Origin of the sequence: Flavobacterium galactosi (genome assembly GCF_048158585.1) — a bacterium.
In the GTDB taxonomy this organism is placed as follows: Bacteria; Bacteroidota; Bacteroidia; order Flavobacteriales; family Flavobacteriaceae; genus Flavobacterium; species Flavobacterium galactosi.
The window spans coordinates 399,764-416,328 of sequence record NZ_JBLNKV010000003.1 but is presented as its reverse complement, the minus strand read 5'-3'; the positions used below and the strand labels follow the sequence as shown (position 1 = coordinate 416,328).

The window sequence follows — 16,565 nt, the reverse complement described above, 5'->3', positions numbered from 1 at the left end:
TTTTAAGCTTACTGATAACGTTCTGGTATTATAGCGGGTTTGGGACTAAATTAAGCCACTTGCCCAAATCAATTGTAGCAAGTGTTGGAGATAGTTTTATTTTATCAATTGATTTTCGAAAGCGTACATGACTCCTTTATCCGTAACTTGTATATAGTTATTTCCTGAAAGCCATTTGACATATCCTAAATTTTCCAATTTCGTTCCTATTACTCGAAACATAATTTTTGAAACGTCTAATTGACTTGCAATATTACTTGAATTAACAAAGTCACCAACACCTTGAGATTGAGCTATTTCCCGCAAAGCATCATGTAGTAATTTTATGTCTCCATCAAGGCTTTCCTTTGCGACTGGCAAAAAAGGATTATTACCTACTGGTGGTTTTTCAAATAATGGTGTATTGTGTATGTTTCTAACTATATCATCATAATTATATTCAAAATCATCATTTTTAGAGAAATTTATATACAACTTGCTTTTTAAAAATGTCGGTAAATTAATTTCTCCCTTTTGTCTAATAATAGGGATGACTTTATTTTCATCAATTCTTTTTAAAAGATTAGAAGTAATAATCATCTTTTCATATCCCACTCCGCCTTCACCATTATTAGCTTTTTCTACATAACGTTCAGTGCACACCATAACTATTTTATCTGCAAGTGCCAAGTTAGTTTCCATAAAATGTGGAACATCATCTCCAGCTTTCAATTCAAATTGGTCGATGATTGCATCAATACCATTATTTCGGAATCGTATAGCCAATTCTAACACCCATTTTTTGTGATCTTGTGAGTCATGTGAATATGATATAAAAACTTTTGGAACTCTTATGCTCATGATTATTAATTTAATGTTTCTTTTATGGAAAAATTATCGCCAACTTGTTTATATGTCTGACAAAATAACACAAAGCGACCCAAATTTTGGTAGATAGATATGATAATTATCACACAATATTTATTTTCAAATATATAAATAAATTATTACAAAATATTAACGCAACTTTATATTGTCGTATACCTCGACCCGCGTGAAGGATGGCAGTGAAAATCCTTTTATGAAGCGAAGCGCAATAAAAGATTGTAACGTACAGCCTGACCCGCAGTTTTTACGGAGGGACACGCCCAAATTATTTTCCTTTTCAGACCCGTGATTTTGTCAAATAACTGCCTAAAATTCAATCCCGAAGGTTCGGCACTAAAAAGCTTGTTTGGGTTGGAAAAATTTTATAATTTTGCAGTCCAATTTTATTATGTAAATTAAAGAAGAAGATGGATATTAAAAGAGTAGCAACAGACGCTGTAACTGAGACAATTGTAATGACAGTTGTTCAAATGGATTACAAAGGGCAAGTAGCAAAAAGAATAAACGAAAAAATGCCTTTGGCAACTGTTAAAGGATTTAGAAAAGGGGCTGTGCCTAAAGATCTTGTTGAAAAACAATACGGTAAAGGGATTAAACAAGAAGAAGTTCAGAAAGTGGTGGATTTAGCTTTAGAGCGTTTCGTACAATCGGAAAGATTAAACCTTCTTGGAACGCCACTTGCTAAAGTAAACGAAGATTTTTCTTGGGATACTGAAGAATTGGTTTTTGAATATGAAATTGGTTTAGTGCCAAACTTCGAATTGGATCTGGAAGCTAAAAACGACATCGTTAAATATGTAGTTTCTGCTGATGATAAATTAATCGAAGGTCAAGTAGAACGCATCCAAAAACAATTTGGAACTGCAATTCCTCAAGAAGTTGTTGCTGCAGATTCAGATGTAACAGGAACGTTCACAAACGAAGAAAAAGGAATTAATAACGCTACCACTATTGCTGCGGATCTTTTCAAAGACAAAGCGACTTTTGATTTATTCATTGGTAAAAAAGTAGGGGATGTAGTGACTGTAAACACTAAAGGTTTATTTGAAGACGATCATCAATTGATGGATGTTATGAAAGTAAGTCATGATGACGTTCACGGATTAGAAGTTAATGTAGATTTTACAATTGAAGCGATCAATACAGCTGAATTGGCTGAATTGAACCAAGAATTGTTTGATAAACTTTTTGGAGCAGGAACTGTTGCTTCACTTGAAGAATTGAAAGCAAAAATCAAGGAAGACGCTGAAAATCAATTTGCACAACAAGCGGATCAAAAATTATTGGCTGATGTTCAGGATTTCTTGATCGAAAACACAAAATTCGACTTGCCATCTGAATTCTTGAAAAAATGGTTGCAAACTGTAGGAGAGAAAAAATTGTCTCCTGAAGAAGCTGAAGTAGAATATACAAGATCAGAAAGAGGATTGCGTTTTCAGTTGATCGAAGGTAGAGCAATGGCTTCAAGCGACATCAAAATAACTTTTGAAGACTTGAAAACATTCACGACAAAAAATATCAAACAACAAATGGCGCAATTCGGGCAAACGAATCCTACTGACGAAGAAGTTCAAGGAATTGTTGCAAGAGTTTTGTCTAACCAAGACGAAGTAAAAAGACTTTCGGACCAAGTTGTTGCGGAGAAATTATTGGAATTGTTCAAAGAGAAAGCAAATCCTACTACTAAAGAAGTAACGTACGACGAATTTATTGCCGCTTCATACGGAGAATAATTTCTAAAAAAATAAGTATATTTGAGCGTCAAAAGAATAATTTTTTTGGCGCTCTTTTATTTGAATTAATTTCAGGAGCCAATCCAGCTATACGTTACAAGTTTTTTCATTGCTGCCTTTTTTGTAAGGTAAAATAAGAGCTTCCTTTGGTCGCTTTTTTTTGCCAACAAAAAAATGCCAGCCATTTCAAAAAGCTTTTCACTGCAAACGAAGTTCACTGAACTCCGCTTAAAATAGAAGACAGGTGAAGTAATCTGGGCTAAAAATAAGACATATTGACATCATTTATAAAGAGGTATGACCTTTGCATTAAATGGAACTCAAGATAATAACGTAAAACTTAGAACAAAAAAATATGAACTACGGTAAAGAATTTAAAAAATTTGCGACAAAGGACCACGGCGTAAACTCTATGTACTACGATAAAATCGTAGGCGCAATGACTCCTAAAAACATGACTCCCTATATCATCGAAGAGCGTCAGTTGAATATTTCGCAATTAGACGTTTTCTCCAGGCTGATGATGGACCGAATTATATTCCTTGGAACAGGAATTGACGACCAAATAGCAAATATCGTTCAAGCACAGTTATTGTTCCTTGAAAGTGCTGATGCTTCAAAAGACATTCAGATTTATTTGAATTCTCCTGGAGGAAGCGTTTACGCTGGATTGGGAATTTATGACACGATGCAATACATCAAACCAGATGTAGCCACTATTTGTACCGGAATGGCAGCTTCTATGGGAGCGGTGCTGTTGTGTGCAGGTGCTGCAGGAAAACGTTCGGCTCTGCCACATTCAAGAGTAATGATTCACCAACCATCAGGCGGAGCGCAAGGAGTTGCAACAGATATGGAAATCAACTTACGCGAAATGTTGAAACTGAAAGATGAGTTGTACAAAATTATTTCGCATCATTCCGGACAAACTTTCGAGAAAGTACATACGGACAGCGAGCGTGATTATTGGATGATTGCCGAAGAAGCAAAAGCATACGGAATGATTGATGAAGTTTTAGTAAGAGGATAAATTTAGTTACAAGTTTAAGGTTTAAAGTTTAAGGTTTCTGTGGGAACTTTAAACTTTAAACTTCTTAAGCTTTAAACAAAAAAAGAATGGCAAAAGTAGTATTAGAGTGTTCGTTTTGTGGAAGAAAGAAGCCAGAAACCAATTTGTTGATTGCTGGTATCAATGCACATATTTGTGATAAATGTATCGAACAAGCACATGGAATTGTTTTAGAGGAATTAAAATCCGGCGGAAGTTCAAAACTGGTTGGAGATTTGATTTTGAAGAAACCAAAAGAAATCAGGGCGTTCTTGGATCAATATGTAATTGGACAGGATCAAACTAAAAAAGTAATGTCGGTTGCAGTTTACAATCACTACAAGCGTTTGATGCAACAGCAATTAGACGATGAGGTTGAGATTGAAAAAAGCAACATCATCATGGTGGGACAAACAGGAACAGGAAAAACATTGGTGGCTAAAACCATTGCAAAAATGTTGGATGTGCCTTTGGCTATTGTTGATGCGACTGTTTTAACAGAAGCAGGTTATGTTGGGGAAGATGTCGAAAGTATTTTGACGCGTCTTTTGCAAGCTGCGGATTATGATGTTGCCAAAGCGGAACGCGGAATTGTATTCATTGATGAAATAGATAAAATTGCACGTAAAAGTGACAATCCGTCTATTACGCGTGACGTTTCTGGGGAAGGTGTGCAACAAGCATTATTGAAATTATTGGAAGGAACTGTTGTGAATGTGCCACCAAAAGGAGGACGTAAGCACCCAGACCAAAAATTTGTTGAAGTCAATACACAAAACATTTTGTTTATAGCCGGTGGTGCTTTTGATGGAATCGAAAGAATTATTTCGAAACGATTAAACCGTCAAGCTGTTGGTTATTCTACTTCTAAAAATGTGGACAATATTGACAAAGACAATTTGTTGCAATACATTATTCCAAAAGACATCAAAGATTTTGGATTGATTCCGGAGATTATTGGTCGTTTGCCCGTATTGACACACATGGATCCTTTAGACAGAGAAACCTTGCGTGCGATTTTGACACAACCTAAAAATGCGTTAATCAAGCAATACGAAAAATTGTTTTTGATGGATGATGTTGAATTCACCATTACAAACGAAGCATTGGATTTTATTGTTGATAAAGCTTTGGAATATAAATTAGGTGCTCGTGGATTGCGTTCTTTATGTGAAGCTATCTTAACCGATGCGATGTATGAATTGCCAAGTTCTGATGATAAAATATTAGAAATTGACGTGGATTATGCAAAAGAAACGTTGAATAAAAACTTATTGAAACGTTTGGAGATTGCATCTTAAAGTTTTAAGAAAAATAACTTTGTCAAAGTTTTAAACCTTGACAAAGGATAGTACTAAACCTGTTCATTTTATTTGAACAGGTTTTTTTATGGATTATTTTCTGCTAATTTTTTAAAGTGATATTTTCGATTATAAAAACAGATCTGATTTTAAATAATGTGTAAATTTATAGTTGAAAATTTGGCTCCGAAGTAGAAAATCCAGAAGCATTGCAACAACAAGGTTGGCAGGCAATTTTGGATAATTTTTAAAAAATAGGTCTAAGGTTTTAAATCTAAAATATAGAAAAAGATGATAAAAAAAGTCTGGCTTAATCTAGCCGTTAAAAATATTGAAATTTCGAAAAAATTCTTTCTTGAAATTGGTTTTTCATTTAATGGGCAGTACGATACGTCGCATTCAACATGCCTGTTAGTTGGAGAAACTAATTTTGGGGTCATGCTTTTTGAAGAAAATCAATTTGCAAGCTGTATTCAAAATAAGGTTACAGATACTACTGTAAGCTCAGAAATTCTAATTTCTATTGATGCAGAAAGTAAAGAAGAAGTGGATGAATTCGCGAAGAAAGTAGAAGAAGCCGGAGGTACAGTTTTCGCTAAACCAGCCGAAAATCAAGGTTGGATGTACGGTTGTGGTTTTGCAGACCTAGACGGACATCGCTGGAATATGTTATATATGGATTTTAGTAAAGTACCAAAACTATAGTTTTAAGTTAATCTAAAAAAACACAAAATGACAACACTGGAATTTAAAATCGAGATAAAAACTCCAAAAGAAAAAGTTTGGGACGTTTTATGGAATGAAGAAACATACAAACAATGGACATCTGTTTTTTGTGAAGGGAGTTATGCGGTAAGCGATTGGAAAGAAGGCAGTAAAATTCATTTTTTATCTCCAAATGGGGACGGAATGAATAGCATTATTTACAAGAAAATTGATAATGAATACATCGCTTTTAAACATTTGAGTGAAATCAAAAACTTTAAGGCAATGCCTGTTGATGATGCAATTCAAGAATGGGCTGGTGCTATGGAAACCTATCAATTAACTGAAAATAATGGTCAGACTGTTTTAGAAGCTAAAATGGATTCAGTTGAAAAATATGTCGATTATTTCAAAACTACCTTACCAAAAGGCTTAGATTTAGTCAAGAAACTTTCTGAAGAAAAATAAAATATTAATCTTAAAATAGCATTATGGCATCAATTAATCCGTATTTAATTTTTAATGGAAATTGCGAAGAAGCATTCCTATTCTATCAATCTGTATTTGGTGGGGAGTTCCCTTATATTGGAAAGTTTAAAGATATGCCGCCGGCAGAAGGGAATCCCGTGCTTTCTGAAGCAGATGGAAATAAAATCATGCATGTTACATTGCCAATAGGTAATGGATCTGTATTAATGGGAAGCGATAGCAATTCAGCAAGTGGGGAAGTTGCTTTTGGACAAAACGTTTCACTTTCAATCAATGCTCAGAGTAAAGAAGAAGCTAATAAATTGTTTAACGGACTGTCGGCAGGAGGAACGATAACGATGCCAATGAATCAAACCTTTTGGGGTGCTTATTTTGGAATGTTTGTAGATAAATTCGGAATCAGTTGGATGATAAATTTTGATGAAAATGAAAAATAATTAGCATTGAAAAGCTTGAAGATTGCTTAGTAAAGTTTGTATTTTTCTCATAAATATAAACCTGTTCATTCATTTGGACAGTTTTTTTTATGGGGAATTTAAACTATTTGTTATTGTTTAAAAAAACAAACATTATTCTTTTTTATCACCATTAGAATGCCGATTTTTGTCCATTGTAAATCAATAGTAATAAAAATGGCAGTAGAAGATAAAGAGATTATTTTATTAAAAGTTTCTGGTCAGGATAAACCTGGAGTAACAGCTGGTTTAACATCCATATTAGCGACTTATGATGCCATTATTTTAGATATTGGTCAAGCCGATATCCATGATACGCTATCTTTGGGTATTTTATTTGAAATACAAGCAGGGTCTAGTTCGGCGCCTGTTTTGAAAGATTTATTGTTCAAAGCCTATGAATTGGGGATTAAAGTTAACTTTATTCCAATTTCTATTCCGGATTACGAAATTTGGGTTAAAGCACAGCGCAAACAACGCTACATCATCAATGTTTTGGGAGAAACATTGACAGCTGTACAATTGGCGGCTGTGACCAAAATAATGTCGGACCAAAATTTGAATATAGATTCTATAATAAGATTAACTGGTAGAATTTCTGTGGTTGAAAAAGAAGAATATCCTCGTTCCTGCGTACAACTATCAGTAACGGGTAATATTGTCGATAAAACGTCGATGACTGCTAGTTTTATGGAAATTTCTAGAACTTTAGATGTGGATATCTCTTTTCAAGAAGACAATATGTATAGAAGAAACAGACGTTTGGTGTGTTTTGATATGGATTCTACCTTAATTCAAACGGAAGTAATTGATGAATTAGCTGAATTAGCGGGTGTAGGCGAACAAGTTAGAGCCATTACTGAATCGGCTATGAATGGCGAAATTGATTTTAGTGAAAGTTTTAAACAACGTATGGCTTTGTTAGAAGGCCTAAGTGAAGATGTGCTACAAACAGTTGCTGAAAATCTTCCTATAACACAAGGAGCGCATCGCTTGATGAAAGCCTTAAAATATTACGGATATAAAACCGCTATTTTATCGGGTGGATTCACCTACTTTGGTCATTATTTACAAAAGGAATTAGGGATTGATTACGTTCATGCCAATGAATTGGAGATTAAAGACGGTAAATTGACCGGTAAATATTTGGGTGAAATTGTTGATGGACAAAAGAAAGCCGAATATCTAAAAGCTATTGCGGAAAAAGAAGGCATAAATATCAATCAAACTATTGCTGTGGGTGATGGTGCAAATGATTTACCTATGTTGAACCTGGCCGGTTTAGGAATTGCTTTTCATGCCAAACCAACAGTCAAAGAAAATGCAGCTACTTCAATCTCTAGCCTGGGTCTCGACGGTGTTTTATACCTGTTAGGCTATCACGACAGGCATATTGATATGATGGATGAGGAATAAGTGCAAATGATAATACATAAAAAAGGCTGTCTTAAAAGTAATTTTTGGACAGTCTTTTTTATGCCTTAATGATAGATACTTTTTTAGGTTTTTCCAATGTTTGTTTTTCGGGAGATTTACAAATTCCTCTGGCTCCACAACGCATTCTGTGTGGTCCGCAGGAACACAAAAAAATTACCGTTATCAAGATGTAAAAGATATTTTTCATCTTCCCGTTTTTTTAAGCTGTTCGAAACTGCATGCTTTTCAATTGCTCCAGATAATCTCTTTGGTTTGATAATCTTGGAATTTTATGTTGCCCGCCCAGTTTATTTTTCCCTTTTAACCAGTCATAAAACAAATTTTTTCGGGCTACATTAATTACTAATTGATTCAATGTCATATTGTTGTAGCGTTTTGCTTCGTAATCAGAATTTAAGGATTGTATGGACTCGTCCAATACTTTCTGAAATTGGGATATATCAGCTGGATTATCTTTAAATTCAATCATCCATTCATGGGCGCCTTTTTCTTTACCATTCATAAATACTGGAGCAACAGTATAATCAACTACTTCCATTTGCGTTATTTTACAGGCTTTGGCAATAGCCTGATCCGTATTTTCAACCATCAATTCTTCGCCAAAAACATTGATATGATGTTTGGTTCTACCAGTGACCCGAATTCTATAGGGATTTAATGAGGTGAAACGTACGGTGTCGCCTATCAAATAGCGCCATAAACCAGAATTGGTAGTAATCACTAATGCATAGTTTTTGAAAAGTTCTACATCGGCCAAACGAATTACTTTTTGATCTGGTGTGCCAAAAGTATCCATTGGAATAAATTCATAGAAAATTCCGTAATCCAGCATTAATAATAAATCACTGGAATAATTTAAATCCTGAATGGCAAAAAATCCCTCGGAGGCATTGTATATTTCGTAATATTTAAAATCTTTTTTCGGGAGTATTTTTTTATACTGTTCTCGATAGGGCTCAAAATTTACACCGCCGTGAAAGTACACTTCGAGATTGGGCCAGATTTCAAATAAATTTCCTTTCCCAGCTTCTTCCAGCATTTTATTCATTAAAACTAACATCCACGAAGGAACTCCTGCAAAACTGGTTACATTTTCGTTTTTCGTTTCGTTTATAATCGCTGCGATTTTTGTTTCCCATTCACTCATTAGGGAAATTTTGCTGCTTGGCGTGCTGCTAAACTCAGCCCAAATAGGCATATTTTCGATTAATATCGCAGACAAGTCTCCAAAAAACGTATTGTTGTCTTCATAGATTTGTGAGCTTCCGCCAAGACGCAGACTTTTTCCAAGAAAGAGTTCTGATTCTTCGTTGTTATTTAAATACAAACACAACAAATCCTTACTTCCTTTATAATGACAATCTTCCAGCGCTTCATTGCTTACCGGAATAAATTTACTTTTGGCATTCGTTGTTCCGCTGGATTTTGCAAACCATTTTATAGGGGCTTCCCAAAAAACATTTTGTTCACCTTTACGAGTTCGCTCAATCAGCGGCTGTAATTCTTCATAAGTAGAAATAGGAATTCGATCAGCAAAAGTTGCATAGGAATTTATCGAAGCATAATCATATTCTTTGCCTAAAACAGTATTTTTGGATGACTGAATTAAATTCATAAGCAATTCTTCCTGAACCTCGTTCGGGTATTTTAAAAAAAGTTCAATCTGATGGATGCGTTGTTTCAGAACCCAAGAGGCAAACGAATTGATTATGGTTAGTGGCATTTTTTAATTATGAATTATGAATTACGAATTATAACTTTACCAAAAATAACAAAATTTGTTTAACTTGATGTGTTAAACCTGAAACTTTAAATAGAATGACTTACGAAGGTGTACTTACAAAAATGCAGACTGAATTTGGAAACCCAATTCAATATTATTTAGTTTTTGAGAATAGTTTTTTGAATGTGAATCAGTTGCTGAATAAAAATCTTGAAATTAATTTTGTGGGATACCAATGTTTGAATTGTGGAAAGAAGAAAAAGATATTCCGTCAAGGATTTTGTTACGATTGTTTCTATTCTAGTGCTGCTGTAGGAGATTGGATTATGAAACCTGAATTGAGTACGGCACATCTTGGAATTCAGGATAGGGATTTAGTTTATGAAGAAAAAGTACAGCTGCAACCGCATATTGTATATTTGGCTTTGTCAAGCGAAGTAAAAGTAGGGGTGACCAGAAAAACACAAGTGCCAACCCGATGGATTGATCAAGGCGCTACCCAAGCGATTTCTATTGTTGAAGTTCCCAATCGATATTTAGCGGGGATTACTGAGGTAGCTTTGAAAAACCATTACGCGGATAAAACAAATTGGCGCAAAATGTTGACCAATAATGTCGAACAAATCGATTTAATTGCTGAAAGATTGAAAGTGGAGAATTTAATTCCAACAGAAGTTCAGGAGTATTTTTATTCGCAAAAAAATGATTTATACGAAATGCATTATCCCGTTTTACACTATCCAAATAAAGTAAATAGTCTGAGTTTAGATAAAACACCTAAGTTTCAAGGAAAACTCACTGGAATAAAAGGGCAATACCTTCTTTTTGACGATGGGACAGTTTTCAATATCCGCGGTTCTGAAGGATATGTGGTGACGATTAATGTATAAAAAAAAGCCTAAAAGTATTGAAACTTTTAGGCTTTTTTTAGTCTATAAAATAGTTTAAGGCGTCGTCTTAGGCTCTTCTGCTTTTTTCTTTTTATTAAACAATCCATTTAATAAATCGGTTGCTTTTGTTTTTACAGCATTCGTAGTTTCTTCCTTTGTTGAAGGAGTTGCTGTTTTTGTAGTATCGTTTGGTTTCTTGTTTTTATTGATATAATCAGTTAAAGCCGAAGTCCCTTGTTTTACTAATCGTTCTTTTTGTTGATTCACTAACTGAGTTGTTAACTTGGTAACGGCACTATTTATATCAGTTGATATTTTTGGATTGGTGAAGTTTCCGGTTAAAATGGCATTTATAGGGAAGTTTTCCAATTTAGCAGCATCAGCAGGAGACAATTTAGCAATTAATGCATTGGCTTCTGAACCCAGATATTTAGCCGGAACATCAAATTTGATATTGTAATTCATACTTTGGTCAAAACCATGAGAACCGCCAATTGTTGCTTTAATATCTTGGTATTTGATGTTAAATGGTTTTACATTCACTTTTCCGTCTTTGAAAGTGATGGCCGCTTTCAAATCATTCAAATTAATTTTACTTACATCAATGAACTTCAGATTAGAGCCCAAAGCCGTTAACAAAGTAGAATTACTCGAATTTATAGTGGTTGAAAGCAACTGGCCCAATAAATCTCCAGTCAGTGTTTTCAAATCAGGAGTTAGTTCTGTTGCATCAAGATTTCCATTCAATTTGATGTTTGAATTTAACTTCCCGTTGATGATTCCGGCAATTGGCGCAATTTTTTTCAATATATCAAGTTGAGTGAACGATTGTGCAATATCGACTTGATTTAATTTTAAATCCATATTGAAAACTGGCGTTTTTCCTTTTGTGGAAACAGCTCCATTTACTCCAATTGTTCCTCCAAAAATTGAAGTTTTTACGTTTTCCAAAGTTACTTTTTCATCCTTTACTATCAGTTTTCCCGAAACGTCTTTTAAGGTCAAATTATCATATAAAACCGTAGTCGCTTTTGCGGTAAGCGTACAATTTAAGAAAGCTGGAATCTTCATTGCTTCCACTTTTTTAGTTTGCTTCGCCTGTTCGCTGTCACTCGGGTCAGTTTTAGTTTTTTCACCGGTTGTCATGAAATCATCTACGGCTAATTGTTTGGAATTCATGTTGAAGTTCCCTTTCAATTCTTGGTTTTTAAAAATAAATCCGTAAAAATTTTCTAAAACTCCCGTTACGCTAATGTCGCTTTTTCCAGTTGTTGCATTAAGCTCTTTCAAATTGACCTGACTCGGATTAAACTGGACTAAGGCATTGCTAATGTTCATCGTTTTACCGTTTTCATCCACATAGTTAAAACCAGACAAACTCATCGTTCCTGAATTATTAATATTTTGATACTGACTTTTCTCTACGGATTGCATGTCAAATTTTGTCGTTACATCTGCTTTTAAAATACCTGATAAATGTTTGTCTAACTTTACAGGATATGCTTTGGAAAGATTGGCCAAGTTGATGGTTCCTTTTAAAGCCGCATCGACAATTGCATTTTGGGTTATATTTTTGATATTGGCTTTAGCATTGAAAACATCCTGATCTATTTTGAAAGAAAGTTTGTCAAGGTTGACATACGTATCGTTCAGAATTCCTGTTTCATTAATGATTTTAGTGTCAATAACTATATTTTGAACCGATTTCGGTAAATTAGGATATTTAAATGAAGCATTGTTTGATGCAATTTTAATGTTGAATTTCGGAACAGTTGTATCAGAATATAATCCTTTTGCAAAACCCATAACTGTGAAATCACCAGTTGTTTTCACATTGTCCAAACTTGCCGCATAAGCCGCTGGGATAACTCCCAAGAAATTTTTGAAAGAAGAAGTTGGCGTTTTGAATTTCAAATCATATTGTTGACCCGCTTCAACCATTTGAATGAACCCATCAAATTCTAACGGTAATTGATTGATTAACGCTTTGTTTTGTTTGAATGTGTATTTACTTTTTTCTAAATCAATACCCAAAACGGCATCTAAAGTCAAAGCGACATCTTTCATATAATTGACTTTATCCATGTCTAGCGTGACTTTTGCTGTTGACTGGGTAACCAAATCCAATTTTTTTGCGGCAAAATCTCCGGTTCCTTCATGGTTTAAACTATCAATTACCATTTTTATTTTTGAACTTTCGTCAAAATATTTGAATTTGAAATTCTCGATTTTATAATTCTGAATTTTTAATGACAAAGGGCTGCTTTTACCCTCATCTTTAGTGTTTTTATCTTTCAGGGCAATGTCATAATTCCCAATCCCGTCTTTATTGAATATGATATTGATTAACCCGTTTTTTGAAGTTACTCCGTCAATATTCATTGCTTCGTTCTTGCCTTTAAAAAGTTCTTTTATGGACATCTTTAAATTCAATTCACCTAATGAAACTAACGTATCACCTTCAAAAGGAGCTTTGTTGATAATGACTAACTTATCCAAAGTCACATTCGCGTTTGGAAAATTTTTGAATAAACTCAAATCGGCATCTGCAAAAGTGACTTTGGCATCTACTTTTTCATTGATAGCTGCGGCAATTTTGGCTTTTATTTGATCTTTAAAAAAATAGGGTATAGCAAATAAAGATAATGCAAGTAGGACAATTAGAATCCCAATGATTTTTAAAATTTTCTTTAGCATAATTTGTTTTCTTAAGAATTTATAAGTTTAGCAAAAACCCTGCCTGACTTCTTACAAAAATAGCGATTATAGTTTATGACATTTGTAATGTTTTCATAAATAACGAAATACACCCTTTTTTCTTTGTAAAAAAATCCGTTTAAGTTTACTTAAACGGATTTTCTATCAGATGTTGTAAGGATTTTATTTGATGTTAATTTCAAAAGGCATCATGGCTTGAACTCCTTTTTGAGCTTGTAATCTTTTTATTTCTTCGATGATTTTATAGTTTTCTTCACCAATTTCTTCCTTGATAAAAGATTCTTTAGACTTACCAAATGGCAGATTAGCTAAAAGATCATTAAAGTCTTTTTCGTATTCAGGATAGTTTTGTGTCGAGTAAGTGTTTGTTTTTGCCAAAGCAGCAGCTTCGTGTATAGCATCATTCAAACCTCCAATTTTATCTACAAGTCCAATTTTGACTGCCTCGGAACCAGCCCAAACTCTTCCTTGTGCGATAGCATCCACTTGCGTAAAAGTCATTTTTCTTCCTTGTGCCACATGCGTAACAAAAGTTTTATAAATGTGTTCAATCTCTTCAAGTGTAACTGCTTTTAGTTTTTCATCCAATGGGACAAAAGGACTGTATCTCGCAGCGTTTTCATGTGTTTTTACTTGTTCTACATTTATCCCGATTTTCTTTGTCAATTGACTGAAATTAGGTAATATCCCAAAAACACCTATTGAACCGGTAATAGTATTGTTTTCGGCAAAAATTTTATTCGCGTTACAAGCAATATAATACCCTCCTGAAGCCGCATAATTTCCCATCGAAACGACCACTGGCTTCACTTTTTTGGTTAATTCAACTTCTCTCCAAATCAAATCGGATGTTAAAGCACTTCCACCAGGGCTATTAATTCTAAGAACAATGGCTTTTATGTTCTTGTCTTTTCTCGCTTCTTGTAATGAACGGCGCATCGATCCTTCTCCTATAACATCTACATCACCTTCCCCGCTACGAATTTCGCCTTGAGCATAAATAATGGCAATTTTATCATTAGCATCAGTGTTTTTTGAAGTTGTAGCTACTTTTTTGGCATAATCTAAAATAGCTACTTTGTTGTAATCTTCTTCTTTGTCTACTTTCAATCGGTTTTTAATAGCATTATGGTACACATCTTCGTAGGCCACAACATCAACCAATCCTTGTGTTTTTGCCATTTGAGGAGTTCTTGCCAGAAGTCCGTTTGCAATTTCGTTTAGTTTCACCACCGATACATTTCTGCTTTTTGAAATTTCTGTTACCACAGAATTCCAAATAGAATTCAATAAAGCCGAAGTTTGTTCTCTGTTAGCATCACTCATTTTATTTTCCAAAAAAGGCTCAACAGCACTTTTGTATTTTCCATGACGAATTACTTCCATTTTAACGCCTGATTTTTCCTGAAAATCTTTGAAAAACAAGATTTCCGCAGACAGTCCTTTAAAATCCATATCGCCAACAGGGTTTAGGTAAATAGGTTTGGCAACTGAATTTAAATAATATTCTTTTTGAGAATAGGAATTAGCGTAAGCCATTACAAATTTGCCTGATTTTTTGAAATCTTCTAATGCATCTCTTAAAGCTTTACTTTGGGCCATTCCTAATTGGGATTCGTCATTCAAAATAGAAATTCCTTTGATGTCATCGTCAGTTTTTGCTTCTTCAATAGCACTGATAATATCGGTGAGACCTATGTTTTTTCCATCAGAAAAAATGGTTACCCAAGGATCTTTGAATTTACCGGCATAATCATTTTTTATATCTTCTAAATTTAATTCGATAACTGAATTGCTTTTTACGCTAATTCCTTCCGATTCACCTCCAAAAATGGCTCCTATAATTAGTATTCCAAAAAAGAATAGCATAAAAAAGATAAAAATACCGATTATGGTCGCCAACACATTTCCTAAAAACTTCATATTTATATTTTTTTAATAAGTCTAAAAAGAGGGCGAATTGTTACAAATTTTAGGTTTTATAATTCTAGAATTAGTTATCAACACTCTTTGCAAAGATACTTCTATTCTAAAATTCTTTTAGTTAATTTGTGCTTAATATGAAATCACAGCATCAAGTTATTTTATCGATAGGAAGCAATCAAGGAAACCGATTAGAAAATATCGAGCGTTGCTTGCAATTGATACATCAGGAAGTAGGAACGGTAATCAAAGTTTCAAGACTCTATGAAACGCCATCTTGGGGTTTTGACAGTGATGCATTCTATAATTGTGCATTAGTGATTCACACTTTTAGCTCAGCAAATAAAATTCTGGCTCAGGTTTTAAAAATTGAAAAACGATTAGGCCGTATTCGCAGTGAAGAATTGGGTTACCAATCTAGAATTATAGACATTGACTTGATTGCTTTCGATTCAGCAATTATTGAAACCGAAAAGCTTCAGATTCCACATCCATTAATGCAAAATAGGAAATTTGTTTTGTTACCCATTCAGGATTTGAATTTAGATTGGAAACATCCTATTCTTAAAAAAACAATATCGGAATTGCTTGAAGTTTCTCCAGATCAAAGCATTTGTAAAGTAGTACAAGATTTAGAAAATCCTTTGCAAAGTATTGCTTTGGAACAATTTAATTATGTTGCTTTTGAAGGGAATATTGGAGCCGGAAAGACAACTTTGGTTATGAAAATTGCTGAGGATTTTAATGCGAAAACAGTTTTAGAACGTTTCGCAGACAATCCTTTTTTACCTAAATTTTATAAAGATCAAAACCGATACGCTTTTCCGCTTGAAATGTCATTCCTTGCCGACAGGTACCAACAATTATCAGATGATTTAGCCCAATTTGATTTGTTTAAAGACTTTCTAGTAGCCGATTATCATATTTTTAAATCCTTGATTTTTGCCAAAATAACGCTGGCTGAAGATGAATATCGTTTGTATCGAAACCTGTTTGATATTATTTACAGAGAAATGCCGAAACCAGATTTGTATATTTATTTGTACCAAAATTCAGAGCGTCTTTTGCAAAATATTAAAAAGAGAGGCAGAAGCTACGAACAAAAAATCCCGGCAGAATATTTGGATAAAATTAATAACGGATATTTGGATTATATTAAATCACAAACGGAACTGAATGTTCTGATTATAGATGTGTCTAATCGGGATTTTGTAAAAAATCAAGAAGATTACCTTTATATTCTGGATCAAATCCAGCAGAAAATCAGTTAATAGAA

Annotated in this window: 14 protein-coding genes; 9 read left to right on the top strand and 5 right to left on the bottom strand. The window is 34.0% G+C overall.

Annotation, left to right across the window (positions count from 1 at the left end):
- Nucleotides 1-96: 96 nt before the first annotated feature.
- On the bottom strand, nt 97-840 hold the full coding sequence (locus tag ACM55M_RS08560) for a toll/interleukin-1 receptor domain-containing protein (RefSeq protein WP_416857146.1): 744 nt from the start codon (nt 838-840) through the stop codon (nt 97-99).
- Nucleotides 841-1,274: 434 nt separating this feature from the next.
- Between ACM55M_RS08560 and ACM55M_RS08555 the strand changes: the two genes are divergently transcribed.
- The 7 genes from ACM55M_RS08555 to serB all read left to right on the top strand — a co-directional run bounded on the left by ACM55M_RS08555 (nt 1,275) and on the right by serB (nt 8,014).
- Complete coding sequence (locus ACM55M_RS08555) at nt 1,275-2,600, top strand: trigger factor (protein WP_416857144.1); 1,326 nt, start codon at nt 1,275-1,277, stop codon at nt 2,598-2,600.
- Between the two features lie 355 nt (nt 2,601-2,955).
- Complete coding sequence (gene clpP, locus ACM55M_RS08550) at nt 2,956-3,630, top strand: ATP-dependent Clp endopeptidase proteolytic subunit ClpP (RefSeq protein WP_416857143.1); 675 nt, start codon at nt 2,956-2,958, stop codon at nt 3,628-3,630.
- A gap of 86 nt (nt 3,631-3,716) precedes the next feature.
- The gene (clpX, locus tag ACM55M_RS08545) at nt 3,717-4,949 is read left to right on the top strand and encodes an ATP-dependent Clp protease ATP-binding subunit ClpX (protein ID WP_416853622.1); all 1,233 of its coding nucleotides are present in this window, start codon (nt 3,717-3,719) and stop codon (nt 4,947-4,949) included.
- Nucleotides 4,950-5,240: 291 nt separating this feature from the next.
- Nucleotides 5,241-5,654 (top strand): VOC family protein, encoded by a 414-nt coding sequence (locus ACM55M_RS08540; protein WP_416857141.1) that lies wholly within the window; start codon nt 5,241-5,243, stop codon nt 5,652-5,654.
- 27 nt (nt 5,655-5,681) lie between these two features.
- Nucleotides 5,682-6,122 carry an SRPBCC family protein gene (locus ACM55M_RS08535; protein WP_416857139.1) on the top strand — a complete coding sequence of 147 codons (441 nt, stop codon included), beginning with the start codon at nt 5,682-5,684 and terminating at the stop codon, nt 6,120-6,122.
- A gap of 23 nt (nt 6,123-6,145) precedes the next feature.
- Complete coding sequence (locus ACM55M_RS08530) at nt 6,146-6,580, top strand: VOC family protein (protein ID WP_416857137.1); 435 nt, start codon at nt 6,146-6,148, stop codon at nt 6,578-6,580.
- 195 nt (nt 6,581-6,775) lie between these two features.
- Nucleotides 6,776-8,014: a phosphoserine phosphatase SerB gene (gene serB / locus ACM55M_RS08525; protein WP_416857135.1), complete on the top strand. Its 1,239-nt coding sequence runs from the start codon at nt 6,776-6,778 to the stop codon at nt 8,012-8,014.
- Nucleotides 8,015-8,072: 58 nt separating this feature from the next.
- On the opposite strand, the gene ACM55M_RS08520 is transcribed toward serB, so the two are convergent.
- Entirely contained in the window at nt 8,073-8,222 is a 150-nt protein-coding gene (locus ACM55M_RS08520; protein WP_416857133.1) for a hypothetical protein, read from the bottom strand.
- 12 nt (nt 8,223-8,234) lie between these two features.
- The gene (locus ACM55M_RS08515) at nt 8,235-9,758 is read right to left on the bottom strand and encodes a GH3 auxin-responsive promoter family protein (protein ID WP_416857132.1); all 1,524 of its coding nucleotides are present in this window, start codon (nt 9,756-9,758) and stop codon (nt 8,235-8,237) included.
- 95 nt (nt 9,759-9,853) lie between these two features.
- Between ACM55M_RS08515 and ACM55M_RS08510 the strand changes: the two genes are divergently transcribed.
- A complete protein-coding gene (locus ACM55M_RS08510) occupies nt 9,854-10,648 on the top strand; it encodes a DUF2797 domain-containing protein (RefSeq protein ID WP_416857130.1) in 795 nt (264 codons plus the stop codon).
- 54 nt (nt 10,649-10,702) lie between these two features.
- Here ACM55M_RS08510 and ACM55M_RS08505 read toward each other — a convergent pair whose 3' ends face one another.
- Nucleotides 10,703-13,345 carry an AsmA-like C-terminal region-containing protein gene (locus ACM55M_RS08505; protein ID WP_416857128.1) on the bottom strand — a complete coding sequence of 881 codons (2,643 nt, stop codon included), beginning with the start codon at nt 13,343-13,345 and terminating at the stop codon, nt 10,703-10,705.
- Nucleotides 13,346-13,528: 183 nt separating this feature from the next.
- Nucleotides 13,529-15,289, bottom strand: coding sequence for a signal peptide peptidase SppA (gene sppA / locus ACM55M_RS08500; protein WP_416857126.1), 1,761 nt, complete (start codon nt 15,287-15,289; stop codon nt 13,529-13,531).
- A 137-nt stretch (nt 15,290-15,426) separates the two neighbouring features.
- On the opposite strand from sppA, the gene folK reads away from it, so the two are divergent.
- Complete coding sequence (gene folK, locus ACM55M_RS08495; protein ID WP_416857124.1) at nt 15,427-16,560, top strand: 2-amino-4-hydroxy-6-hydroxymethyldihydropteridine diphosphokinase; 1,134 nt, start codon at nt 15,427-15,429, stop codon at nt 16,558-16,560.
- Nucleotides 16,561-16,565: the final 5 nt, after the last annotated feature.

Bases quoted from the DNA above. Each gene is read 5' to 3' on its own strand.
- ACM55M_RS08560 (WP_416857146.1), bottom strand. From the start codon at position 840: ATGAGCATAAGAGTTCCAAAAGTTTTTATATCATATTCACATGACTCA.
- ACM55M_RS08555 (WP_416857144.1), top strand. From the start codon at position 1,275: ATGGATATTAAAAGAGTAGCAACAGACGCTGTAACTGAGACAATTGTA.
- clpP (WP_416857143.1), top strand. From the start codon at position 2,956: ATGAACTACGGTAAAGAATTTAAAAAATTTGCGACAAAGGACCACGGC.
- clpX (WP_416853622.1), top strand. From the start codon at position 3,717: ATGGCAAAAGTAGTATTAGAGTGTTCGTTTTGTGGAAGAAAGAAGCCA.
- ACM55M_RS08540 (WP_416857141.1), top strand. From the start codon at position 5,241: ATGATAAAAAAAGTCTGGCTTAATCTAGCCGTTAAAAATATTGAAATT.
- ACM55M_RS08535 (WP_416857139.1), top strand. From the start codon at position 5,682: ATGACAACACTGGAATTTAAAATCGAGATAAAAACTCCAAAAGAAAAA.
- ACM55M_RS08530 (WP_416857137.1), top strand. From the start codon at position 6,146: ATGGCATCAATTAATCCGTATTTAATTTTTAATGGAAATTGCGAAGAA.
- serB (WP_416857135.1), top strand. From the start codon at position 6,776: ATGGCAGTAGAAGATAAAGAGATTATTTTATTAAAAGTTTCTGGTCAG.
- ACM55M_RS08520 (WP_416857133.1), bottom strand. From the start codon at position 8,222: ATGAAAAATATCTTTTACATCTTGATAACGGTAATTTTTTTGTGTTCC.
- ACM55M_RS08515 (WP_416857132.1), bottom strand. From the start codon at position 9,758: ATGCCACTAACCATAATCAATTCGTTTGCCTCTTGGGTTCTGAAACAA.
- ACM55M_RS08510 (WP_416857130.1), top strand. From the start codon at position 9,854: ATGACTTACGAAGGTGTACTTACAAAAATGCAGACTGAATTTGGAAAC.
- ACM55M_RS08505 (WP_416857128.1), bottom strand. From the start codon at position 13,345: ATGCTAAAGAAAATTTTAAAAATCATTGGGATTCTAATTGTCCTACTT.
- sppA (WP_416857126.1), bottom strand. From the start codon at position 15,289: ATGAAGTTTTTAGGAAATGTGTTGGCGACCATAATCGGTATTTTTATC.
- folK (WP_416857124.1), top strand. From the start codon at position 15,427: ATGAAATCACAGCATCAAGTTATTTTATCGATAGGAAGCAATCAAGGA.